This window comes from Rhodococcus sp. BP-160, assembly GCF_019836205.1.
Classification (GTDB): domain Bacteria; phylum Actinomycetota; class Actinomycetes; order Mycobacteriales; family Mycobacteriaceae; genus Rhodococcoides.
This window is the reverse complement of record NZ_JABUEK010000001.1, coordinates 422,957-442,029: the sequence shown is the minus strand read 5'-3', so window position 1 is coordinate 442,029 and position 19,073 is coordinate 422,957. Positions and strand designations below refer to the sequence as shown.

General features: G+C 69.8%; 19 protein-coding genes. 12 read left to right on the top strand and 7 right to left on the bottom strand.

Going from position 1 to position 19,073, the window contains the following annotated elements; translation table 11 throughout:
- Nucleotides 1–15 precede the first annotated feature (15 nt).
- Genes HQ306_RS01980 through HQ306_RS01965 form a run of 4 tightly spaced genes read right to left on the bottom strand, consistent with a single transcriptional unit; the run spans nucleotide 16 to nucleotide 6,289 of the window.
- Nucleotides 16–3,876 carry an ABC transporter ATP-binding protein gene (locus tag HQ306_RS01980; RefSeq protein WP_308115387.1) on the bottom strand — a complete coding sequence of 1,287 codons (3,861 nt, stop codon included), beginning with the start codon at nucleotides 3,874–3,876 and terminating at the stop codon, nucleotides 16–18.
- Complete coding sequence (locus HQ306_RS01975) at nucleotides 3,873–4,652, bottom strand: hypothetical protein (protein WP_222627361.1); 780 nt, start codon at nucleotides 4,650–4,652, stop codon at nucleotides 3,873–3,875. The genes HQ306_RS01980 and HQ306_RS01975 overlap by 4 nt, the downstream gene beginning before the upstream one ends.
- Entirely contained in the window at nucleotides 4,649–5,599 is a 951-nt protein-coding gene (locus tag HQ306_RS01970) for an ATP-binding cassette domain-containing protein (RefSeq protein ID WP_222627359.1), read from the bottom strand. Before HQ306_RS01970 ends, HQ306_RS01975 begins: the two co-directional genes overlap by 4 nt.
- Nucleotides 5,600–5,602: 3 nt before the next feature.
- Nucleotides 5,603–6,289 (bottom strand): hypothetical protein, encoded by a 687-nt coding sequence (locus HQ306_RS01965; protein WP_056442559.1) that lies wholly within the window; start codon nucleotides 6,287–6,289, stop codon nucleotides 5,603–5,605.
- 74 nt (nucleotides 6,290–6,363) lie between these two features.
- Here HQ306_RS01965 and HQ306_RS01960 point away from each other — a divergent pair, with 74 nt between their 5' ends.
- The 11 genes from HQ306_RS01960 (at nucleotide 6,364) to HQ306_RS01910 (ending at nucleotide 13,050) form a co-directional block, all read left to right on the top strand.
- Nucleotides 6,364–7,212 (top strand): AraC family transcriptional regulator, encoded by an 849-nt coding sequence (locus tag HQ306_RS01960; RefSeq protein WP_222627357.1) that lies wholly within the window; start codon nucleotides 6,364–6,366, stop codon nucleotides 7,210–7,212.
- Complete coding sequence (locus HQ306_RS01955; protein ID WP_222627355.1) at nucleotides 7,209–7,628, top strand: glyoxalase/bleomycin resistance/extradiol dioxygenase family protein; 420 nt, start codon at nucleotides 7,209–7,211, stop codon at nucleotides 7,626–7,628. Before HQ306_RS01960 ends, HQ306_RS01955 begins: the two co-directional genes overlap by 4 nt.
- Nucleotides 7,629–7,769: 141 nt before the next feature.
- Nucleotides 7,770–7,991 carry a translation initiation factor IF-1 gene (gene infA, locus HQ306_RS01950; RefSeq protein ID WP_005140011.1) on the top strand — a complete coding sequence of 74 codons (222 nt, stop codon included), beginning with the start codon at nucleotides 7,770–7,772 and terminating at the stop codon, nucleotides 7,989–7,991.
- Nucleotides 7,992–8,090: 99 nt separating this feature from the next.
- Nucleotides 8,091–8,204 carry a 50S ribosomal protein L36 gene (gene rpmJ / locus HQ306_RS01945; RefSeq protein ID WP_009679193.1) on the top strand — a complete coding sequence of 38 codons (114 nt, stop codon included), beginning with the start codon at nucleotides 8,091–8,093 and terminating at the stop codon, nucleotides 8,202–8,204.
- A gap of 173 nt (nucleotides 8,205–8,377) precedes the next feature.
- Nucleotides 8,378–8,752, top strand: a complete 375-nt coding sequence (rpsM, locus tag HQ306_RS01940) for a 30S ribosomal protein S13 (protein WP_027503825.1) — start codon at nucleotides 8,378–8,380, stop codon at nucleotides 8,750–8,752.
- Nucleotides 8,752–9,165, top strand: a complete 414-nt coding sequence (gene rpsK, locus HQ306_RS01935) for a 30S ribosomal protein S11 (protein ID WP_027503824.1) — start codon at nucleotides 8,752–8,754, stop codon at nucleotides 9,163–9,165. The genes rpsM and rpsK overlap by 1 nt, the downstream gene beginning before the upstream one ends.
- A 20-nt stretch (nucleotides 9,166–9,185) precedes the next feature.
- Nucleotides 9,186–9,791, top strand: a complete 606-nt coding sequence (rpsD, locus tag HQ306_RS01930; RefSeq protein ID WP_027503823.1) for a 30S ribosomal protein S4 — start codon at nucleotides 9,186–9,188, stop codon at nucleotides 9,789–9,791.
- A gap of 114 nt (nucleotides 9,792–9,905) precedes the next feature.
- On the top strand, nucleotides 9,906–10,967 hold the full coding sequence (locus HQ306_RS01925) for a DNA-directed RNA polymerase subunit alpha (RefSeq protein ID WP_027503822.1): 1,062 nt from the start codon (nucleotides 9,906–9,908) through the stop codon (nucleotides 10,965–10,967).
- Nucleotides 10,968–11,006: 39 nt separating this feature from the next.
- Nucleotides 11,007–11,594, top strand: a complete 588-nt coding sequence (rplQ, locus tag HQ306_RS01920; RefSeq protein ID WP_027503821.1) for a 50S ribosomal protein L17 — start codon at nucleotides 11,007–11,009, stop codon at nucleotides 11,592–11,594.
- 62 nt (nucleotides 11,595–11,656) lie between these two features.
- The gene (gene truA / locus HQ306_RS01915) at nucleotides 11,657–12,496 is read left to right on the top strand and encodes a tRNA pseudouridine(38-40) synthase TruA (RefSeq protein WP_222628666.1); all 840 of its coding nucleotides are present in this window, start codon (nucleotides 11,657–11,659) and stop codon (nucleotides 12,494–12,496) included.
- Nucleotides 12,497–12,507: 11 nt separating this feature from the next.
- Complete coding sequence (locus HQ306_RS01910) at nucleotides 12,508–13,050, top strand: NADPH-dependent FMN reductase (RefSeq protein WP_222627353.1); 543 nt, start codon at nucleotides 12,508–12,510, stop codon at nucleotides 13,048–13,050.
- Here HQ306_RS01910 and HQ306_RS01905 read toward each other — a convergent pair.
- Nucleotides 13,015–14,652, bottom strand: coding sequence for a type VII secretion protein EccE (locus HQ306_RS01905; RefSeq protein ID WP_222627350.1), 1,638 nt, complete (start codon nucleotides 14,650–14,652; stop codon nucleotides 13,015–13,017). The genes HQ306_RS01910 and HQ306_RS01905 overlap by 36 nt on opposite strands.
- A gap of 119 nt (nucleotides 14,653–14,771) precedes the next feature.
- Between HQ306_RS01905 and eccB the strand changes: the two genes are divergently transcribed.
- Nucleotides 14,772–16,160, top strand: coding sequence for a type VII secretion protein EccB (gene eccB / locus HQ306_RS01900; RefSeq protein WP_222627348.1), 1,389 nt, complete (start codon nucleotides 14,772–14,774; stop codon nucleotides 16,158–16,160).
- Here eccB and mycP read toward each other — a convergent pair.
- Nucleotides 16,145–17,488 carry a type VII secretion-associated serine protease mycosin gene (gene mycP / locus HQ306_RS01895; protein ID WP_308115388.1) on the bottom strand — a complete coding sequence of 448 codons (1,344 nt, stop codon included), beginning with the start codon at nucleotides 17,486–17,488 and terminating at the stop codon, nucleotides 16,145–16,147. The two genes, eccB and mycP, sit on opposite strands and share 16 nt — an antisense overlap.
- 20 nt (nucleotides 17,489–17,508) lie before the next feature.
- Nucleotides 17,509–18,987, bottom strand: coding sequence for a type VII secretion integral membrane protein EccD (gene eccD / locus HQ306_RS01890; protein WP_222627346.1), 1,479 nt, complete (start codon nucleotides 18,985–18,987; stop codon nucleotides 17,509–17,511).
- Nucleotides 18,988–19,073: the final 86 nt, after the last annotated feature.

Genomic DNA, 19,073 nt, shown 5'->3' with positions numbered 1-19,073 from the left:
CTTCTTCGTTCTCGCTCAGCGCACGGCACGATCAAGGTTAGACCTTTCGGTCCGCGGCCGTGTGTCCGGATCACCCTTGTGATCGGCTTCACCGGTGTGTGGCGTGGTCGTGCCGTCGCCGGGTGCGTGACCCGCGCCACTCGCAGCCGTGGTACGGCCCTCGGTGGTTTCCCAGAGTTCGGCGTAGAAACCGTCCGAGCGCACCAGGTTCTCGTGGGTTCCGCTCTCCACGATGCGCCCGTCGTCGACCACCACGATGAGATCGGCCCGCGCGGCGGTCGCGAGGCGGTGCGCCACGATCACCGATGTCCGACGGGTGGTCACGGTGCGGCCGGCGTCCAGGACGGCTCGTTCCGTCGCCGGGTCCAGGGTCGCCGTCGCCTCGTCGAGCAACAGGATGTCGGGATCGACCAGCTCGGCGCGCGCCAGCGCCAGTAACTGCCGGGTTCCCGCCGCGAGGCCGCGGCCACGTTCTCCGACGGGCGTCGCCATGCCGAGGGGGAGCGCGGCGATGGCGGGCAGTGCCCCCACGGCGCGGGCCGCGCTCTCGATGTCGGCGCGCGTCGCGTCCGGACGCCCGAAAGCGATGTTGGAGGCGATGGTGCCGCTGAAGAGATGCGCCTCCTGCGGAACGACTCCCAGACGTCGGCGGTAGTCGCCGAGCGGGTACGACCGCACGGGCACGTCGTCCACGACGACGTCCCCGGTGGTCGGGTCGTAGAACCGCGCCATCAACTTCACGATGGTCGACTTGCCGGCGCCGGTGCGACCCACCAGTGCCACCGTCGATCCCGCCGGAACGTGCAGGTCGACCGACGTCAGCGCATCCCGCGGAGCCCCGGCGTAGCGGAAGGTGACGTCCTTCAGCACGATGTCGCCGCGCAGTCGCGGTGGGACCGAGACCGGTGTCGACGACCCGGTCTGCTCGATCGAGCTGCGGGTGCGCAACAGGTCACCGATGCGAGTGAGACCCACGGACGCCTGCTGATAGCCGTCGAACACCTGGGACAACTGTTGGATGGGGCCGAAGAGCAGACCCAGGTACAGCACGAAGGCGACGAGGGCGCCGGCCGAGGTGCGCCCGTCGGCCACGCGGTACGCACCGACGAGGACCACGGCGGCGAGGGCGAGGTCCGACAGGAACGCGATGAACGGGAAGAACACCGAGATGGCCCGTTGCGACCGCATCCGGCTGCGGCGGTACGACTCGGAGCGGGCGAGGAACGAGCGTGCCGCAGCCGGCTGATGCCGGTACGCCTGCGTGACCCGTAGTCCGGTGACGTTCTCCTGGAACTCCGCGTTGACGGCCGAGATGCGCTCGCGTGACGTCGAGTACGCGCGAGCGGAGATGCGACGGAACACCAGCGTCGCCACCACCAGGATCGGGACGACCGACAGGGCCACCGCGGCGAGGACGCCGTCGGTGAGGATCAAGGCGGCCGACACGCCGACGATCGTCAGGAGGCTGACGACGGCCGTCGAGAGACCCGTCTGCATGAACGCCGACAACGCGTCCACGTCGGTCGTCATGCGGGTCATGATCCGGCCGGACAGTTCTCGCTCGTAGTAGTCGAGGCCGAGACGCTGCAGGTGTGCGTAGCTGCGGACGCGGAGCCCGAAGAGCACGCGCTCACCGGCCCGCGCGGTCACCACCGTCATGGTGCGGACCACGAGCCAGTCGACGATCACCAGCGCCAGCGCGATTCCCGACACCGCCGCGAGGATTCCGGTGGACCTCTCGGCGACACCGTGGTCGACGGCGAACCGCACGATCGACGGGAAGGCGATGGTGACGGCCGAGTCGAACGCCAGGCAGACCATGACCACCGCGAGCAGTCCGGCGACGGGGGCGAGGGTGCGCCGCAGGGTGAACGTCGACTCGTCCCGCCGAGCCGTCGCGGTGTCGACGCGCGGGTCCTCGTCGGCCGGGGCGAGTCGGGTCAGGATCTCGGTCATGGCCTCGGTGGGCACGGCGCCGCCGAGTGACGACGCCATGTGACCGCCCGGACCGGGAGGGCCGCCGGCAGCCGCGCCGTCCGCGCTCGCGCGGGAGGCGGGTGAGGACGCGAACTCGGTGGAGTCGCCGTCGTCCGGCCACAGCGAGTCGGCGGACACGTCGTCCTGCGCCGGCTCGGACTTCTCGCCTGCGCCGGACATCAGCGCGCGGAACAGGGGGCAACGCTCGTCGAGTTCGGCCTCGGTACCGATGTCGACGATGCGCCCCCGGTCCAGGACGGCGACGCGATCGGCCAGCGCGAGCGTCGACCTACGGTGCGCGAGCACCACCGTCGTCCGGCGTGGACCGGAACGCAGCCGGTCGAAGATCGCTGCCTCCGTGCGGGCATCGACGGCCGAGGTGGCGTCGTCGAGGACCAGGACGCGCGGGGAGGACAGCAGGACCCGCGCGAGCGCGATGCGTTGGCGTTGGCCACCGGACAGCGAGAGCCCGCGCTCACCCACCGTGGTGTCGTAACCGTCGGACAGGTCGCGGACGAAGTCGTCGGCCATGGCGCGCGTGGCCGCGTCGCGGACACTCGCCTCCGACGCGTCGGGGGCACCGAGGGCGATGTTGCGCGCGACGCTGGAGGAGAACAGGAACGGATCGTCGAACGCGACCGACACCGCCGCGCGGAGGTCGTCGGCGGACAGGTCGGCGATGTCGACGTCGCCGTTCTCGGACGTGAGCACGATGCTGCCCGACGACGGTCGGTAGAACCGCGGCAGCAGCATGGACAGGGTCGACTTGCCGCTGCCGGAGGGGCCCACCACCGCCACCGTCTCGCCCGGCGCGACCGTGAGGTCCAGTCCGTCGAGCACGGGGGCGTCGGGGTCGAAACCGAATCGGACGTCGCGCAGACGCAGCCCCAGCGGTCCGTCCGGGATCGGTACCGGATTCTCGGGTTCCTCGTGCGCCGGCCGGGTGTCGATGACGCCGTACACCCGTTCGACCGCGGCACGGGACAGCTGGGCCATGACCACGACGGACGTGAGTGTCCGGGTCACGGCGGCCATCGTGGCGACGTAACTCGCGAAGGCCAGGAACGTGCCGACGGTGATGGAACCGGACAGAGCCAACCACCCACCCAGGGCCACCACACCCACCAGACCGAGCTGCGGCAGCGCCGCCATGCCAGGGGCGAATCGGGAGTTCACGACGGCGGCGCGCAGGCGCTCGGCGTACAGCCGCCGGCCGATGCGCTCCAGCGTGTCCACGGCACGCGATTCCTGGCCGAAGCCTTTGACCACGCGCACACCGGTGACCGTCTCCTCCACGTGCCCGGCCAGTTCCGCGGCCTGCTGCTGGGCCGACCAGGTGGCCGCGTACAGCGTGGGGCGCATGCGGACGACCAGCACGCTGATGGCCGGTACGACGGCGAGCGCCACCAGGGTGAGCAGCGGCGACAGGTACGCCATCACGCCGAGAGCCAGGACGAACTGCAGCAGGGCGCCCGCCGACAACGGGACCATGGCGAGCAGACCCTGCACCAGCTGCAGGTCGGTGATCGAGCGCGACACCACCTGACCGACCTGCACCTCGTCCTGCCGCTCGCCGTCGAGGCGGTGCAGCGACGCGAGCAGGCGTTGGCGCAGTCCGTGTTGCACGTCGATGGACAGGGCGCCGGCGAGGAGGCGCCGCCCGAACTGGCACGCGAAGCGGACGACGGCCAGTCCGGCGATGGCCGCGGCGATGGTGGCGATGTGGTCGGTGCGGCTGGCCGACGCGCCGTCGACGGCGGCGCGGGTGAGGAGGGGGAACATGATGTCGATGGCAGCGGCCACGAAGGTCACCGCGAGTGCGCCCACCGCGACGCGGCGATGAGCGAAGCAGTCCGACGCCAGCCTGCGGATCCACCCTCGCGAATCGGGAGTGCTCACGTCACGTCTCGGCGAGTGGTGCGCAGCCACCCGGCTCCGGCGATGCCGATGGTCCACAGCAGCAGTCCGATGACGGCAGCGGAGAACGGAAGCAGCATGTCGCCGTCCGTCCCCTTGTCCGCTGCCATGATCGCGACGGTGGTGGCTCCGGGGAGCAGGGCGGCGACCGCCTCCGCGCCGATGCCGCTGAGCACCGCGATCACGACGAGCTCTCCGATCGGTATCCACGCGACCACGACGATCGCCGCGATGGCAGGGGAGCCGGTGAGCAGCCCGAGCCCGCAGCCGAGGACACACCACAGCGCGGAGACGACGATGCCGAGAAGACAGACCGCGATCACCAGTCCGTCGTCCACCACTGTGTTGCCCCCGAACAGTGCGAGCGACGCCACGCTGACGAGGACGGACACCACGGCGTACGCGGCACCGACGGCGGCCGAGACGAGAATCCTGGCGGCCACCACCTGACCGCGACGCGGCGCGGCGAGGAAGGTCGTGGACGCGGCGCCGTGGCGCAGGTCGGTCGCGGCGTGCACCGCGCCGAACACGGCGGCGAACAGCACCGACACGCCCACGGTGACGTACAACCCGATGAGAGCGGCGACGCGATTGGCGTCGTCGACGCCGGTGAGCGCGTCCGACGACGCGATGGCGGCGTACACGGCGCTGGCGAATCCGCCGATCAGCACGGGCGGTAGACCCAGTGCCCACCACGACCGCAACGATCCGACCCGGCGGATCTCCGCTCGGAGCAGACCGCCTGCCGTGGGGCTCATCGCCGAGCTCCGGTGAGGGCTGGATGCGGACCGACTGGGGTCGTGAGGGACAGGTAGATCTGCTCGAGGTCCACGGCGGACACCACGGTTCCGTGGACGGTCACCCCGGACGCGTGCGCCGTCGACCGGATCACGGCCTCGCCGACACCGGTGACCACGAGTCGGCCGTCGGGACCCAGCACGGCGTCGGTGTGGCCGGACGCGGCGAGGCCCAGTGCCAGGGCGGCGGGGTTCGAACTGTGCACCAGAATTCGGGCGGGACGGGTACCGCGGAGCTCACCGATACTGCCGTGGAAGACGACCGAGCCGCGGTCGAGGATCACGACGTGGTCGACGACCGCCTCGAGCTCGCGAACGACGTGGCCGGACACCAGAACGGAGCCGCCCGCACGAGCGAATCCGCGCAGGAAGTCGCGGAGCCACACGATGCCGCCGGGGTCGAGACCGTCGGTCGGCTCGTCCAGCACGAGGATGCGAGGTGTGCCGAGCAGTGCCGCCGCGAGCGCGAGGCGCTGCCGCATCCCGAGAGAGAACTCGCCGACGCGGCGACCGGCGACGTCGTGCAGACCGACGAGTGCGAGCACCTCCTCCACACGGGAGTCGGCGACACCGAGGACGGGCGCGAGAGTGCGCAGGTGTGCGCGCGCCGTGCGGCGGGGGTGCGCGCCGCCGCCGCCGAGCACGGCACCGACGGCGCGGCCCGGCTCGACGAGTGCCGCGTACGGCAGGCCCTCCACCAGCGCCGCACCCTCGTCGGGCTGTACGAGCCCGAGGAGCATTCGCAGCGTGGTCGACGTGCCGGAACCGACGGGTCCGAACAACCCGGTCACCGATCCGCGCGGTACGACGAACCCGATCCGCGCGGCGGCGACCGCGGTTCCGTACGTCTTGGTGAGGTCACGCGCCTCGAGCGCGTGTCCGGGGCTCGTCTCGGTGGTGACGTGCACGCGTCAGGCGTCCGGCTCGACGACGCCCGGTGCGTCCTGCCACCGCGCCGGCGGCGGCCCGAAGGCGTCCCGTGCATTGGTGACGACGCCTTTGCCCAAGGCGCGGTTGCCGGCTCCGCCGATGACGGCTCCGATGCCCGCGGGCAGCAGCGTGCCGAGCATGACCGCCCCTCGCTTCGCGGCGTACTTGGCGACGAACTTGCGGACGAGCCGCTTGTTCAGACTGCCGAGGTTCGCGCCGGGGATCCCGGCGGTGAGCACGCGGCCGACGTTGCCGCGGCCCAGTGTCCTGCCGACGATCTCCCGGCCGGACTCACCGAGAGCGACCGCCAGCACCAGCGCACGCCGCTGTTCGTGGTCGTGCACGGCGATGCCGTGGACAGCGGCCACCGACAGGGTGAGCAGTGCGGAGGCCTCGACGAAGAAGGCCGTCTCGGTGCCGACGGCAGCGACCGACGCGACGGTGCCGATGCCGGGCACCGCGGCGGTGGCCCCGGCAGCCCCGCCGCTTCCCGTCACGGCGTTCAGGAACGTCTTCTCCAGGCGACCGATGATCTGCGCCGGCGACTCGGTGGGATGCGCGCGGCGAATTCGCCAGACGTACTTCTCGACGGCGGGGCCTTGCAGTCGGCTCCCGTTGTCGAGGATCGACACCAACGCCTTCTCGACGCGTCCTGGATCCTCGGCCATCGATCGGTCCTCCTCGTCCGCAGCGTGTGCACGAATGCCGTGCGGCCTCGCTCGTACCGTTCTACCGTGTGCCCATGACAGCCGTGTCGGACGGCGCGACCGCGGTGCCGTCGCTGCCACTCCGCGGCCTCGTGCGTCGCTACGAGGGGTACCGCCTCTCCGGCTTCGCGCCGGGCTCGCACGTCGGCATGCCGTCCGTCGACCTGACGATCATTCTGCCGATCGGGCCACCGCTCACGATCTCCCGCACCGCGATGGCGGATCAGCGGCCGGGGGAGTTCGGTGCCCTCGCGTCGGGTCTGGGGACCGAACCCGTCGTGATCGAGCACGACGGCGAGCAGCATGGTGTCCAGATCACGGTGACGCCGGCGGGGTGCCGCGCGCTGCTCCACGTCCCGCCCGCCGAGTTGCGCCAGTACATCGTGCCGTTGGAGGGCCTGCTCGGGCGCGATGCCGCTCGGCTTCTCGACGGCGTGCACGCAGCGACCGGATGGCGTGAGGCATTCGCGCTGCTGGACCGCACGCTGTGCGCGCGACTGGGCCGGGCCCCGCAACCGGATGCCCGGCTGGAACGGGCGTGGGCGCGGACCACCGGCCCCACCGCGATGTCGGTGGAGCAGGTCGCCGCGGAGGTCGGATGGAGCCGTCGACGCCTCGAGACCGCGTTCGCCTCCGAGTACGCCGTCACGCCGCGGGACGCGGTCCGGCTGGGGCGCTTCGCCCGAGCGCACGCGATGCTGCGGGTGGCCGAACCGCCCCGGCTCGCCGAGGTGGCGTCGGTCTGCGGCTACTTCGACCAGGCACACATGGCACGGGACTGGCGCGCGCTGGCGGGATCGGCGCCCTCGGTGTGGCGTGCGAACGAGGTGTTCGCATCCGTACAAGACGAGCGCACCTCCGCGGCGACAGGATCGACGGCATGACCGAGACACAGCACACCGAGACCACCCCGACCGTCGTCTGGCCCGCACTCCGCTACGACGACGCGCGTGCCGCGATCGCCTTTATCGTCGACGTCCTCGGCTTCACCGAGGCCGCCGTGTACGGCGAGGGGGAGCGCGTCGACCACGCCGAGCTCGTCCGCCCCGGCGGCGGAGCCGTCATGCTCGGCTCGGCGCGACCGGACAGCACCATCGCGGGCCTGCCGCCCGGAGTCGGCGCCGTCTACGTTGCCGTGGGACAGGACGAACTGACGCGACTGCACGATCGCGCACGGGATGCAGGGGCTCGTATCGTGGAACCGTTGCGTGACGAGGACTACGGGGGACAGGGCTTCACCTGCCGCGATCCCGAGGGCGTGCACTGGTCCTTCGGCACCTATCGGGGCCATTCGGGCTGATAGTGCTCCGCGCCTGTCGACGGCTGGTTTGGCCTGCTCGCTCCGACCCGGTAGCATGGAACGTCGGTGCGTTCACGCGTGCCTGCACGAAGTGTGGTTACGAGACGTCAATCAGGTGTGCAAACCAGGATCGCGGAGGATATGGCAAAGAAGGACGGCGCAATCGAGGTCGAGGGCCGAGTAGTCGAACCCCTGCCCAATGCGATGTTTCGCATCGAGCTGGAGAACGGTCACAAGGTGCTCGCTCACATCAGCGGCAAGATGCGGCAGCACTACATCCGCATCCTCCCCGAGGATCGCGTCGTGGTCGAGCTGTCTCCCTACGACCTGACACGCGGGCGGATCGTCTACCGCTACAAGTAGTCAAGAGTCCCCGGTTCCTCGCGAGCCGGGGATCAACCATGTCCGAGGTTCGACGCGTTCGCGCGTGATCCTCGGACGCGACCAGGAGATCGAACAGACGTGAAGGTCAAGCCGAGCGTCAAGCCGATCTGCGAGAAGTGCAAAGTGATCCGCCGTAACGGCCGGGTCATGGTGATCTGCGACAACCTGCGCCACAAGCAGCGTCAGGGCTGATCAACCCCCCTCTCGAAGATCTACTTGGCTCCACATGCCAGAAGAAGACCTCCCAGCACCAGCTGCCCACACGCGGGTAGTACACCCCCGGCCGCGGAGGCCGGGGCCCCGAGCACCACATGTATGGGGACGGACTGGGAGCAGACCTCCGCACGAATGAAGGAAAACGCCACATGGCACGTCTAGCCGGTGTGGATCTTCCGCGCGAGAAGCGCATGGAGATCGCACTCACCTATATCTACGGCATCGGCCGTACCCGTTCGCAGGAGATTCTCTCCGCCACGGGCGTCAGCCCCGATCTCCGGAGCAAGGACCTCACCGACGAGGATCTGACCAAGCTCCGCGAGTACATCGAGGAGTCGCTCAAGGTCGAGGGCGACCTGCGCCGCGAGGTGCAGGCCGACATCCGTCGCAAGATCGAGATCGGCTGCTACCAGGGCCTTCGCCACCGTCGTGGTCTGCCCGTCCGTGGACAGCGCACGAAGACCAATGCGCGCACCCGTAAGGGACCGAAGCGCACCATTGCCGGCAAGAAGAAGGCGAAGTAATGCCCCCGAAGTCACGCACCTCCGGTCCGAAGAAGACCCAGAAGACGCGCCGCAGGGACAAGAAGAACGTCCCGCACGGCAGCGCTCACATCAAGAGCACGTTCAACAACACGATCGTGTCGATCACCGACCCGTCGGGCAACGTCATCTCGTGGGCGTCCTCGGGCCACGTGGGCTTCAAGGGCTCGCGCAAGTCGACTCCGTTCGCCGCTCAGCTCGCTGCCGAGAGTGCCGCGCGCAAGGCGCAGGAGCACGGCGTCAAGAAGGTCGACGTCTTCGTGAAGGGTCCCGGCTCCGGCCGCGAGACCGCGATCCGTTCGCTCCAGGCGGCAGGCCTCGAGGTCGGCACCATCTCCGATGTCACCCCCCAGCCGCACAACGGCTGCCGTCCGCCCAAGCGCCGTCGCGTCTAGCGGGAAGGAAGTAACAGAACATGGCTCGTTATACCGGACCCATCACCCGCAAGTCGCGTCGACTGCGCGTCGACCTCGTCGGAGGCGACCAGGCCTTCGAGCGTCGCCCGTACCCGCCCGGCCAGCACGGCCGCGCGCGCATCAAGGAGAGCGAGTACCTGCTCCAGCTGCAGGAGAAGCAGAAGGCACGCTTCACCTACGGCGTCATGGAGAAGCAGTTCTCGCTGTACTACAAGGAAGCGAACCGCCTCAAGGGCAAGACGGGTGAGAACCTGCTCCGCATCCTCGAGACGCGTCTCGACAACGTCGTCTACCGTGCGGGCCTCGCTCGCACGCGTCGTCAGGCACGCCAGCTGGTCACGCACGGCCACTTCTTGGTCAACAACAAGAAGGTCGACATCCCCAGCTACCGCGTCTCGCAGTACGACATCATCGACGTCCGAGAGAAGTCGCTGAGCACGCTGCCTTTCCAGATCGCCCGCGAGACCTACGGCGATCGTCCCGTTGCCGGTTGGCTGCAGGTCGTTCCGAACCGTCTCCGCATCCTGGTCCACCAGGAGCCGGAGCGTTCGCAGATCGACATCCCGCTGACCGAGCAGCTCATCGTCGAGTACTACTCGAAGTAAGGCGCTTCGCGCCCCGTGCGCCTTTTGCGTATCTCCGGATACGCAAAAAGCGCACGGGGCCGTAGGCCACATCCCGAGCGTCAAATAGCGGACGCTCTTCCCAGGAGGACATCAATGCTCATTTCTCAGCGACCCACGCTGACCGAAGAGGTCATCGCTGACAACCGCTCGAAGTTCGTCATCGAGCCCCTCGAGCCTGGCTTCGGGTACACCCTCGGCAACTCGCTTCGCCGCACGCTTCTCTCGTCGATCCCCGGCGCTGCTGTCACCAGCATCCGTATCGACGGCGTTCTGCACGAATTCACCACGGTCCCCGGCGTGAAGGAGGATGTCACCGACATCATCCTGAACCTCAAGGGTCTCGTCGTGTCCTCGGAAGAGGACGAGCCGGTCACCATGTACGTCCGCAAGCAGGGCCCCGGCACTGTCACTGCAGGCGATATCGTTCCTCCGGCCGGCGTCACCGTGAACAACCCGGATCTGCACATCGCGACCCTGAACGACAAGGGCAAGCTCGAGATCGAGCTCGTCGTCGAGCGTGGCCGCGGATACGTTCCGGCTGTTCAGAACAAGGCGTCGGGCGCCGAGATCGGCCGTATCCCGGTCGACTCGATCTACTCGCCCGTGCTGAAGGTGACCTACAAGGTGGAGGCCACCCGCGTCGAGCAGCGCACCGACTTCGATCGGCTCGTTCTCGACGTGGAGACCAAGAACTCCATCACCGCGCGGGACGCGCTCGCCTCGGCGGGCAAGACCCTGGTCGAGCTGTTCGGGCTTGCCCGTGAGCTCAACGTCGAAGCAGAAGGCATCGAGATCGGACCCTCGCCCGCCGAGGCCGATCACATCGCATCCTTCGGTCTGCCGATCGAGGATCTGGACCTCACCGTCCGGTCCTACAACTGCCTCAAGCGCGAGGGTGTTCACACCGTCGGCGAGCTGGTCGGCCGTACCGAGTCGGATCTGCTGGACATCCGTAACTTCGGACAGAAGTCCATCGACGAGGTCAAGGTCAAGCTGCACTCGCTCGGCCTCTCGCTCAAGGACAGCCCCGCGACGTTCGATCCGAGCACTGTCGCCGGATACGACGCCGCCACCGGTACCTGGAGCGACACCGACACCGCCGTGAGCGATGCCGACGGCGCCGAGCAGGACTACGCCGAGACCGAACAGCTCTGACGCACTCGCGTCCCGAGCTCTTGATCAGGAGAGATTGACATGCCCAAGCCCACCAAGGGTCGCCGTCTCGGCGGATCGGCGTCGCACCAGAAGGCGATTCTCGCCAACCTGGCGACGGCGCTGTTCGAGCACGGACGGATCACCACCACGGAGTCGAAGGCCAAGCGCCTCCGCCCCTACGCCGAGAAGATCATCACGCACGCGAAGGCCGGCTCGCTGGCTCACCGTCGTGAGGTCATGAAGGACATCCGCAACAAGGACGTCGTTCACACTCTGTTCGCAGAGATCGGCCCGCACTTCGCCGAGCGCGCAGGCGGCTACACCCGCATCATCAAGACCGTCCCCCGCAAGGGTGACAACGCTCCTCAGGCCATCATCGAGCTCGTTCGCGAGCAGACGGTGTCCAACGAGGCGGACCGTGCTCGTCGTGTCCAGGCATCGCAGGCCGCGCCTGCCGCCACGAACGACGAGACCGCCGCTGACGAGGCTGCATCCGATCAGAACGTCGTCGAGGCCGTCGAGGCCGAGGCAACCGACGCTCAGGTCGAGAATGCAGACGCTGTCATCGAGGGTGTCGAGGCAGAGGACGCTCACGCGGCCAACGCCGATGAGGCAGACAAGAAGTAAGAGTGTCCTCGGACTCTCTGGGCGAGCCCGTCACCCCTTCCGGGGGTGGCGGGCTCGCCCGTTTGCGTCTCGATGTCGCCTACGACGGCACTGCCTTCGCCGGCTGGGCTCGACAACGCGACCAACGGACCGTGTGCGGTGTGCTCGAGCAGCGACTGTCCGCCATCTTCGGTACCCCACTCGAGCTCACCGTGGCCGGGCGGACGGATGCCGGCGTGCACGCCGAGGGCCAGGTCGCCCACGTCGACGTGCCGCGAACCGCGTTGGCCCGCATCGATCCTCGCGATCCCGACCGCGCACCCGACCCGTCGTTGCTGGTGCGGCGACTCGCGCGTTTCCTGCCGACGGACGTCCGCGTCCTGCGTGTGACGTTCGTGTCCGACGATTTCGACGCCCGGTTCTCCGCACTGCGGCGGCACTACGAGTATCGATTGTCCACCGCGCCCTACGGAACTCCGCCCCTCCGAGCGGGTTTCGTGGTGCCGTGGACCCGCACACTCGACGTGGCGGCGATGCAGGAGGCGTCGTCGACCCTCGTCGGCCTCCACGATTTCGTCGCCTTCTGCAAGCGCCGTGACGGTGCCACCACCGTGCGGGAGCTGCAGCGCTTCGACTGGGTGCGGGACGGAGACGATCTCACCGCGCACGTGAGCGCGGACGCGTTCTGCTGGTCGATGGTGCGTTCCCTGGTCGGGGCGATGCTGGCTGTGGGCGAAGGACGCCGTGACCTGACGTGGGTACGCGGCCTGCTGGGAGCCGGTGCGAGGTCGAGTTCGATCACCGTGGCCCCGGCGCACGGCCTGTCGCTGGTGCGTGTCGACTACCCGGTCGATGCGGAGCTGGCCGATCGCAGTCGCACGACCCGGGCCACGCGATCGTTGCCCGGTGCCTGCTGCGGCTAGCCTCTTCAGGCATGGCTCCTGTTCTCGGCGTGATCATCGGCTCGGTCCGGACGGGGCGTGTCGGCCCCACAGTGGCTCATTGGTTCGTGCGCCGCGCCTCGGCGGACGGGCGATTCGAGGTCCGGGTACTCGACCTCGCGGATGTCGTTCTGCCGATGGATCTCTCGGGTGGCCCCGGTGTCGACGAGCTGACGCGCTGGGTGGACGTCTGCGATGCCTTCGTGCTCGTCACTCCCGAGTACAACCACGGTTACCCGGCATCGCTGAAGCTGGCACTGGACTCGGTGAAGCTCGAATGGCGAGGTAAGCCGGTGGGTTTCGTCTCCTACGGCGGCACGGCCGGGGGAGTGCGCGCTGTGGAGCAGCTGCGCCAGGTGGTCGCGGAGCTGCACATGGCATCCGTGCGCGACGCCGTGCTGTTCCCCCGAGTGAAGAAGGCGTTCGACGCGCACGGTGAGACGTCCGACGGTGCCGCGATCGATGGCGCACAGCGGATGATCGATCAGTTGCTGTGGTGGTCAGAGGGCGCCGGTCAGCCCTACCCGCGCGGCTGAGCCCGGTCGTGGGAGACCCCGCGGTCGACCGATGGCCTCGGTCTCGGCCGCGGTGGTGACGAGCCGCAGGGTGATGCTCCGCGACGCCATCGTCAGGGACACCTCGTCGGTGACGTCCGGGGACTGGTCGATCACGATGTCGGTCCCGCCGGTCGACGAGGCAGGGTTCACCCGCAGCACCGTTCCCGGTACCGGAGTCGGTCTGTCTCCGGCATGATCGGCGACCACCAGATCCACCGCGGTGCCGGACTCGACGTCCGACACGGGAGTCACCACCGAGAGGGTGCCCGAATCCGCCACCGCGACGGCGAGATGGCGCCATGCATGGGGTCGGTCGGTCATCACCAGGACCACCGCACCGACGGCCACGGCGCGGAAGACGATCTGGTGGACCACGTACAGCTCGCCGTGGACGTCGACGGTGTCGACGTCCTTCCCGAACACACGTGCGGTGACGGTGGTTCCGTCGGAGTCGACACCGACGACCTGACCGCATCCCGCGACCGGCAGCACGAGGGTGCTCCACTGCGCTCCCTCGACGGGGTGCGTGGGCGTCGCCGGCCGGGCGGTCGACACGAGGACGTCCTCCAGGCCCTGTCGATGCAGGCCGTCGAGCGTGCTGGATCCCGCGACCCGGATCGATCGGCGCTGCGGCGATTCGGCCGACAGGTAGCCGTAGGTCGCCGTCGCTTCGGTGGTGGTCGAGAGGGCCGCCCGGACGGCGAGACTCGTGACGTCCGCGTCGTGATCGCCGATCGAGTCGACCGCCGCCGCGGTCCAGGCGGACGGTGCGAGCCGCCGTGAGCGCCAGGTCGATCCGCCGAGCCGGGCGAAGCGCCACTGCGGACGGACGTGACGCAGGGGAACCCCACTCGTCACCAGAAGATCCGCCGCACGGATCTGATCGGCGGTGAGAAGGCTGCCCACGAGACCGTGGGTGCGCAGGACGTGCTGCAGTCGGGCCATGGTCGTGGCGAGCATCTGCACCGACCCCGCAGCAGTTCCGCCCCGACGCGCCGCGGCCGTCTCACCCTCGTGGACGTCGGTCGAGAGGGAGAGGAAGGTTCGCCGCCGCGCCACCGACGCGAGCGGTCCGGCCATGGACAGGTAGCAGTCCGCGGCGCGGCGACCCCGTGCCGGACGCGTGCCGACGGAGGTGACACCCAGGTGGGTGGGCGTGTCCGTGCCCTGCGACAGTCGGTCGACGAGGTCGCGGAGCGGCACCACGGCGTCGGGTGTCGCACCGCGTGAGCCGACCGTCGACCATCCGGCCGCAGCCGGTTCGACGTGGAGTTCCGCGACGATCGTCAGGTCGGATCCGTTCCACACCACACCGATCGGACCGCCGGGACGATCGAACGACAGCACCGTGCGCGCGGGTACCGGTCGATGCGCGAGAAGCCGTGGCCACGCCGAGAGGTGACCCACGACAGGACGCCGGTCCCGGGGGAGGCAGAGTCCGATCACGACGACCACTGCGGCCGTGATCGCCCATCGTGCAGGCACTCCCGACGTCGTGAGCGCGACGGCCACGCCGAGCGCCACTGTCTGCGACACCACGACGTCGCGTGCGGCCGTCATCCCCGGGCGAGTCTCGGACACCATGGCTCCTTCTCTGCGGTCGATGTACTGTGCCCTCACGCGGGACCCCTCCATCGGGTCCGGCGTGTCCGGCGGGGGGCCGGGCCGCGTCGCCGCGGCACCGAGGGCAGGGGATATCGATGGCAGGAACACCGACCACGCGATGGCAGATCGGTGCGCATCGGTTCTCTGTGAGACGGCTCGATCACGCACTGGTCCTGGGCGACACGTCGATGCGGCACGAACCGCTGCGATCGACGGCGCGGGCCTCCGCGGTCGGCGTCGTCGTGGCGGTCCTGATCCTCGCCGGTTGCGCCGCACTCGCCTTCGTCCGACCGGCCGCACGTATCGGTGATGCCGTGATCGTGCTGGACGACGAGAGTGGCGCTCTGTACGTCGTCGAGGACGACACGCTCCACCCCGCGTCCGATCTGGCGTCCGCCCGGTTGTTCGCCGGTCGGCCGGACGAGCCCACCGCGGTCGGTCCGGACGAGATCGCTCGACGCGCCCGAGGCGCCGCGATCGGTATCGGCGGTGCGCCGCAGGCGCTTCCGGTCACGACCGGTGCGATGGTCTGGTCCGTGTGCGAGGAGTCGGACAACGGCACGACCGATGTGACCGTCGAACCGGTGGGGACGCAGTCCGTCGCACCGCGTCGCGCACTCGACCCCGACGACGCGCTGGTGTGGCGCCGCGACGGCGTCGACTACCTGGTGCACGGACAGGTGCGCGCGCGGGTGGACCTGCAGAACACCGCCGTGACCCGAGCCCTCGGCCTGGAGGACGCGGTACCCACTCCGGTGTCGGCGGGGCTCTTCGACGCGGTGCCCGAAGCGCCGGAGATCGTGACCCCCACGGTGATCGGGTCGGGCGCTGCTGCCCCGTACCCGATCGGGGGTCGGCCCGTCGGATCCGTGGTGACAGTCGATCTCGGGGATCGCAGCGAGCACTACGTCGTTCTGCAGGACGGCGTGCAGGCGATCGGAGCGGCCACCGCGCAGTTGCTGCGCTTCTCCGATTCGGCCGGCCGGGTGGGTGTCGACGCCGTCCCGCCCGATGTGATCGCCCGGGCTCCGAGAACCGCTGCACCTCTGGCGGTCGACACGTTTCCGGAGCGACCACCGATCATCGTGACGGGCGGCGACGCCACCTGCGTGGAGTGGGTCGGGCCGGACGAGTCGACGGGGCGCGGGGCGCAGACGAGGATGACGATCGGTGCGACTGCCGACTCGCGCGCCGTGGCGCTGGCCGGGGCGGACGGTGCAGGGGATGGGCTGGACACCTTCTTCGTGGCACCGGGGTCCGGGCTGTACGTCGCCACCACCGGGCAGGCCGCCGACGACCCGCGCCGCGATTCCGCCTTCTACGTCGCCGACACGGGAACCCGCTTCGGCGTCCCGTTCACGCAGGACGCGGAGGCACTCGGACTCGGCGATCCGGCACCGGCGCCGTGGCCCGTCGTGGGACTGCTGCCGCCCGGTCCGGCGCTGACCGTCGATGCGGCCCGTGTGGGTCACGACGGGTCCTGACGCCGGACCACCGCGCGTACCGCCAGTGCGCCGGACACGAGCAGCAGGATCCCGACGGAGGACGCCAGGGCAAGTAGTGCGTCGCGACGGTCGGTGACCGGCGGTGTCGTGCGCGGGGGCAGTCGCACGGACGCGTCGTCACCCCGTGCGACCGCGCTGCCCGTCACCGCCGCCACCGGATCCAGACTGCCGTGGCCGACAGCCGAGTCCCAGTCACCTGCCGGTGAGTGCGCCGTCGTCACGATGCGGTCGATGACATCTGCCGCGGACAGCTCCGGATGACGCGCCCGCACCAGGGCGGCCGTCGCGGAGACGAACGGTGTGGCGAAACTCGTTCCCGTGAAGGCTGTTCGGCGCCCCTCCTCGTCGAGGGTGCCGTCGGCCAGACCGGTACCCGTGGCACCGAGGGACGTGACCTCGGTACCCGGAGCCGCGACGTCGACCCACGGCCCGTTCAAGCTGAACGACGACGGCTGCCCGTCCGGGTCCAGCGACCCCACGGTGAGGACGTACTCGTCGAACCACGCCGGCGACGCGAGAGTCACCGGCAACGCCGTGTCTCGTCCGTCGATGCCGCGGATGAGGTCGTTCTGCGTCCGGCACCGACGGCCGTCCAGATTCCCCGCAGCTGTGACGATCACGGCATCCCTGTCCACCGCGGCGTACCGCACGGCGGCTCCCAGTGCGCCGTCGCCCATCGACGATCCAGCGCTCGCACAGGCGACCTCCGAGATGTTGACGACGTCCGCGCCCGCGTCGACAGCGGTGCGGATCGCCGCAGCCATCGACTCGACGTCGCCGTACCCCGCGGAGGTGGAACCGTTCTCGTCGGCCTCCCGCTCGGAGGACGTCGCGGCGAAGGCTGCACTGGACTGACGAATGGCGAGGATCGTGGCGTCCGGCGCTCCGCCGGCGAAGCCGGATCCCGCGACCGGCCGAGCAGCGATGAGTCCGGCGACGACGGTGCCGTGTGCATCGCAGTCCTCGAGCCCGTCGCTCGTCGAGACGTAGTCGCCGCCGGCGCGCAGAGTCGGGAGGAGCGGATGTGGTGCGACCCCGGTGTCGATGACGGCGATGATCTGACCGGCGCCTCGGGTGAGGCTCCACACGTCCGAGAACCGGAGCGTCCTCTGAGCCGCGGGTACCACCGACGTCACGGGCGCCTCGGAGACGGCCGCGCACCGGGTGCGCTGCTCGGTCGGTTCGGACGGGGCCGCGGCAGCCGGCTCGGGGAGCAGTCCGGGATCGATCAACGGTGTGTCCGCGGTTGCCGTACCCGTCGTGGGCAGGGCCAGAACGACCATTGCTGCGACGAGGCATGCGGTCACCCCTGGTCGTCGCTGAGTCGTCACAGGCCGCGCGCTGCCGAGTAGGCCCCGACGACGAGACAGACGAGAGGAACGATCGAGACCACGACGGCCAGTTCGGCCAGTTCGGCCGCCCGGCGCGCGACGGGGGAGAATCGCCGACCCGGCGCGACGACACCGATCAGGATCGCGAGGACGCCGACCGCCACCGCAGCCCCGGTCCACCACGGCCACAGGTCGGCACGTGTGGACGCACCGACTGCGAGGACGACGAGGACGACCGCGACACCCGCGGTGACAGCGACGGCGCAGCGCAGACGATCGACACCCACGCGGCCCCGGCAGCACAGGACGGAGGCGATCGCGGCAGCGGCAGCGAGTCTGCCCGGATCGACGGTCGCGGCGATGTCGTGCGTGGCCACGACGATCGCCCCCATCGAGGCGAGCAGGGACAACCCCGTCGTGTAGCCGGTCAGGTACTGCTGAGCTGTGCGAGCACGTTCCGCGACGACGTCGACGTCGGCGAGAGCGGACTCGTGTGCGGCGACGAGGGCGGCTTCCGACGGCCGCGTCGGCGGTCCCTCGTGTCCCGGGTGGTCGAGACGAGCGCCGGCATCGGCGAGTGGTACCGGGGGAAGGCGTATTCCGGCTCGTGCGGCCGACAGTCGCGGGGCGCGGGTGAGCGCCAGGGTGCACACGCCGGCGGTGACCGCCGCGATCGTCACGGTGGGCACGTCACTCAGCGCCTCGACAGCAGCGGCGACGGCGCCCACGAGGCTCACGGTCGACACCGCGGTGAACGTGGCGCGTCCCTCGCGGCCGGCGACCATCGAGGTGACGACGGACGCCGCCGCGCTCAGCGCGAATCCGAGCACTGCGTCGGCCGCGGCATCCTGGCCGGGAACGAGCATCGTGCCCGCGGCGAACGCGAGGAGACACCCGGTCGACCTGAGACCGAAGCTCAGGGCCGAGGGGACGCGCGCCGCGGTGCACACACACGCGGCCACGACGGTGAGCAGCGCGAGGACGGCGAGACTCGCTGCCGCAGGGACTCCGCTCGTTCTCGTCGCGGTCCATCCCGCGGTCGCCAGTGCCGCCGTCGACACGACGGTGGCTGCGACGACCGAGTCGGACCGGGTCCACGAGTGGCCGTTGCAGAGAACGGCCACCGCCTCCGTCAGATCGTCGAAGACCGGCGGTGAGGACTCTCGTCCGCGGTGGAGAACCAGCACGTCGCCGTCCCGAACACCGTTGTCCAGCAACGAGAGACGCGCGTCGAGCGGCACTCCCACCATCGTCGAGAGCGACCGTGGGCCCGGCGAACGATCCGAGTCCGCGCGCTCGTCGATCAGCGCCGTCAGAGCGGGCACCGTCGCGGCGACGGCGACTCCGCCGGGAACCGAGACGTCCACCTCGACGTCCCCCGTGATCACGGTGATGCGCAGCACGGCCGGCTCGATCCGGCGTACCGCGGATTCGCGCGTCGTGGACAGCGGCGCAGCGGTCGGCGCGATGGTCATCGAAAGTCCCCCCGAACTCTCTTCCCGCGGTCGCACCGCGGGTCGTGCGAGCACTATAGGTCAGTTCGGTGACATCGCCTCGCGAT

Bases quoted from the DNA above. Each gene is read 5' to 3' on its own strand.
- HQ306_RS01975 (WP_222627361.1), bottom strand. From the start codon at position 4,652: ATGAGCCCCACGGCAGGCGGTCTGCTCCGAGCGGAGATCCGCCGGGTC.
- HQ306_RS01965 (WP_056442559.1), bottom strand. From the start codon at position 6,289: ATGGCCGAGGATCCAGGACGCGTCGAGAAGGCGTTGGTGTCGATCCTC.
- HQ306_RS01960 (WP_222627357.1), top strand. From the start codon at position 6,364: ATGACAGCCGTGTCGGACGGCGCGACCGCGGTGCCGTCGCTGCCACTC.
- HQ306_RS01955 (WP_222627355.1), top strand. From the start codon at position 7,209: ATGACCGAGACACAGCACACCGAGACCACCCCGACCGTCGTCTGGCCC.
- infA (WP_005140011.1), top strand. From the start codon at position 7,770: ATGGCAAAGAAGGACGGCGCAATCGAGGTCGAGGGCCGAGTAGTCGAA.
- rpsM (WP_027503825.1), top strand. From the start codon at position 8,378: ATGGCACGTCTAGCCGGTGTGGATCTTCCGCGCGAGAAGCGCATGGAG.
- rpsK (WP_027503824.1), top strand. From the start codon at position 8,752: ATGCCCCCGAAGTCACGCACCTCCGGTCCGAAGAAGACCCAGAAGACG.
- rpsD (WP_027503823.1), top strand. From the start codon at position 9,186: ATGGCTCGTTATACCGGACCCATCACCCGCAAGTCGCGTCGACTGCGC.
- HQ306_RS01925 (WP_027503822.1), top strand. From the start codon at position 9,906: ATGCTCATTTCTCAGCGACCCACGCTGACCGAAGAGGTCATCGCTGAC.
- rplQ (WP_027503821.1), top strand. From the start codon at position 11,007: ATGCCCAAGCCCACCAAGGGTCGCCGTCTCGGCGGATCGGCGTCGCAC.
- HQ306_RS01910 (WP_222627353.1), top strand. From the start codon at position 12,508: ATGGCTCCTGTTCTCGGCGTGATCATCGGCTCGGTCCGGACGGGGCGT.
- eccB (WP_222627348.1), top strand. From the start codon at position 14,772: ATGGCAGGAACACCGACCACGCGATGGCAGATCGGTGCGCATCGGTTC.
- eccD (WP_222627346.1), bottom strand. From the start codon at position 18,987: ATGACCATCGCGCCGACCGCTGCGCCGCTGTCCACGACGCGCGAATCC.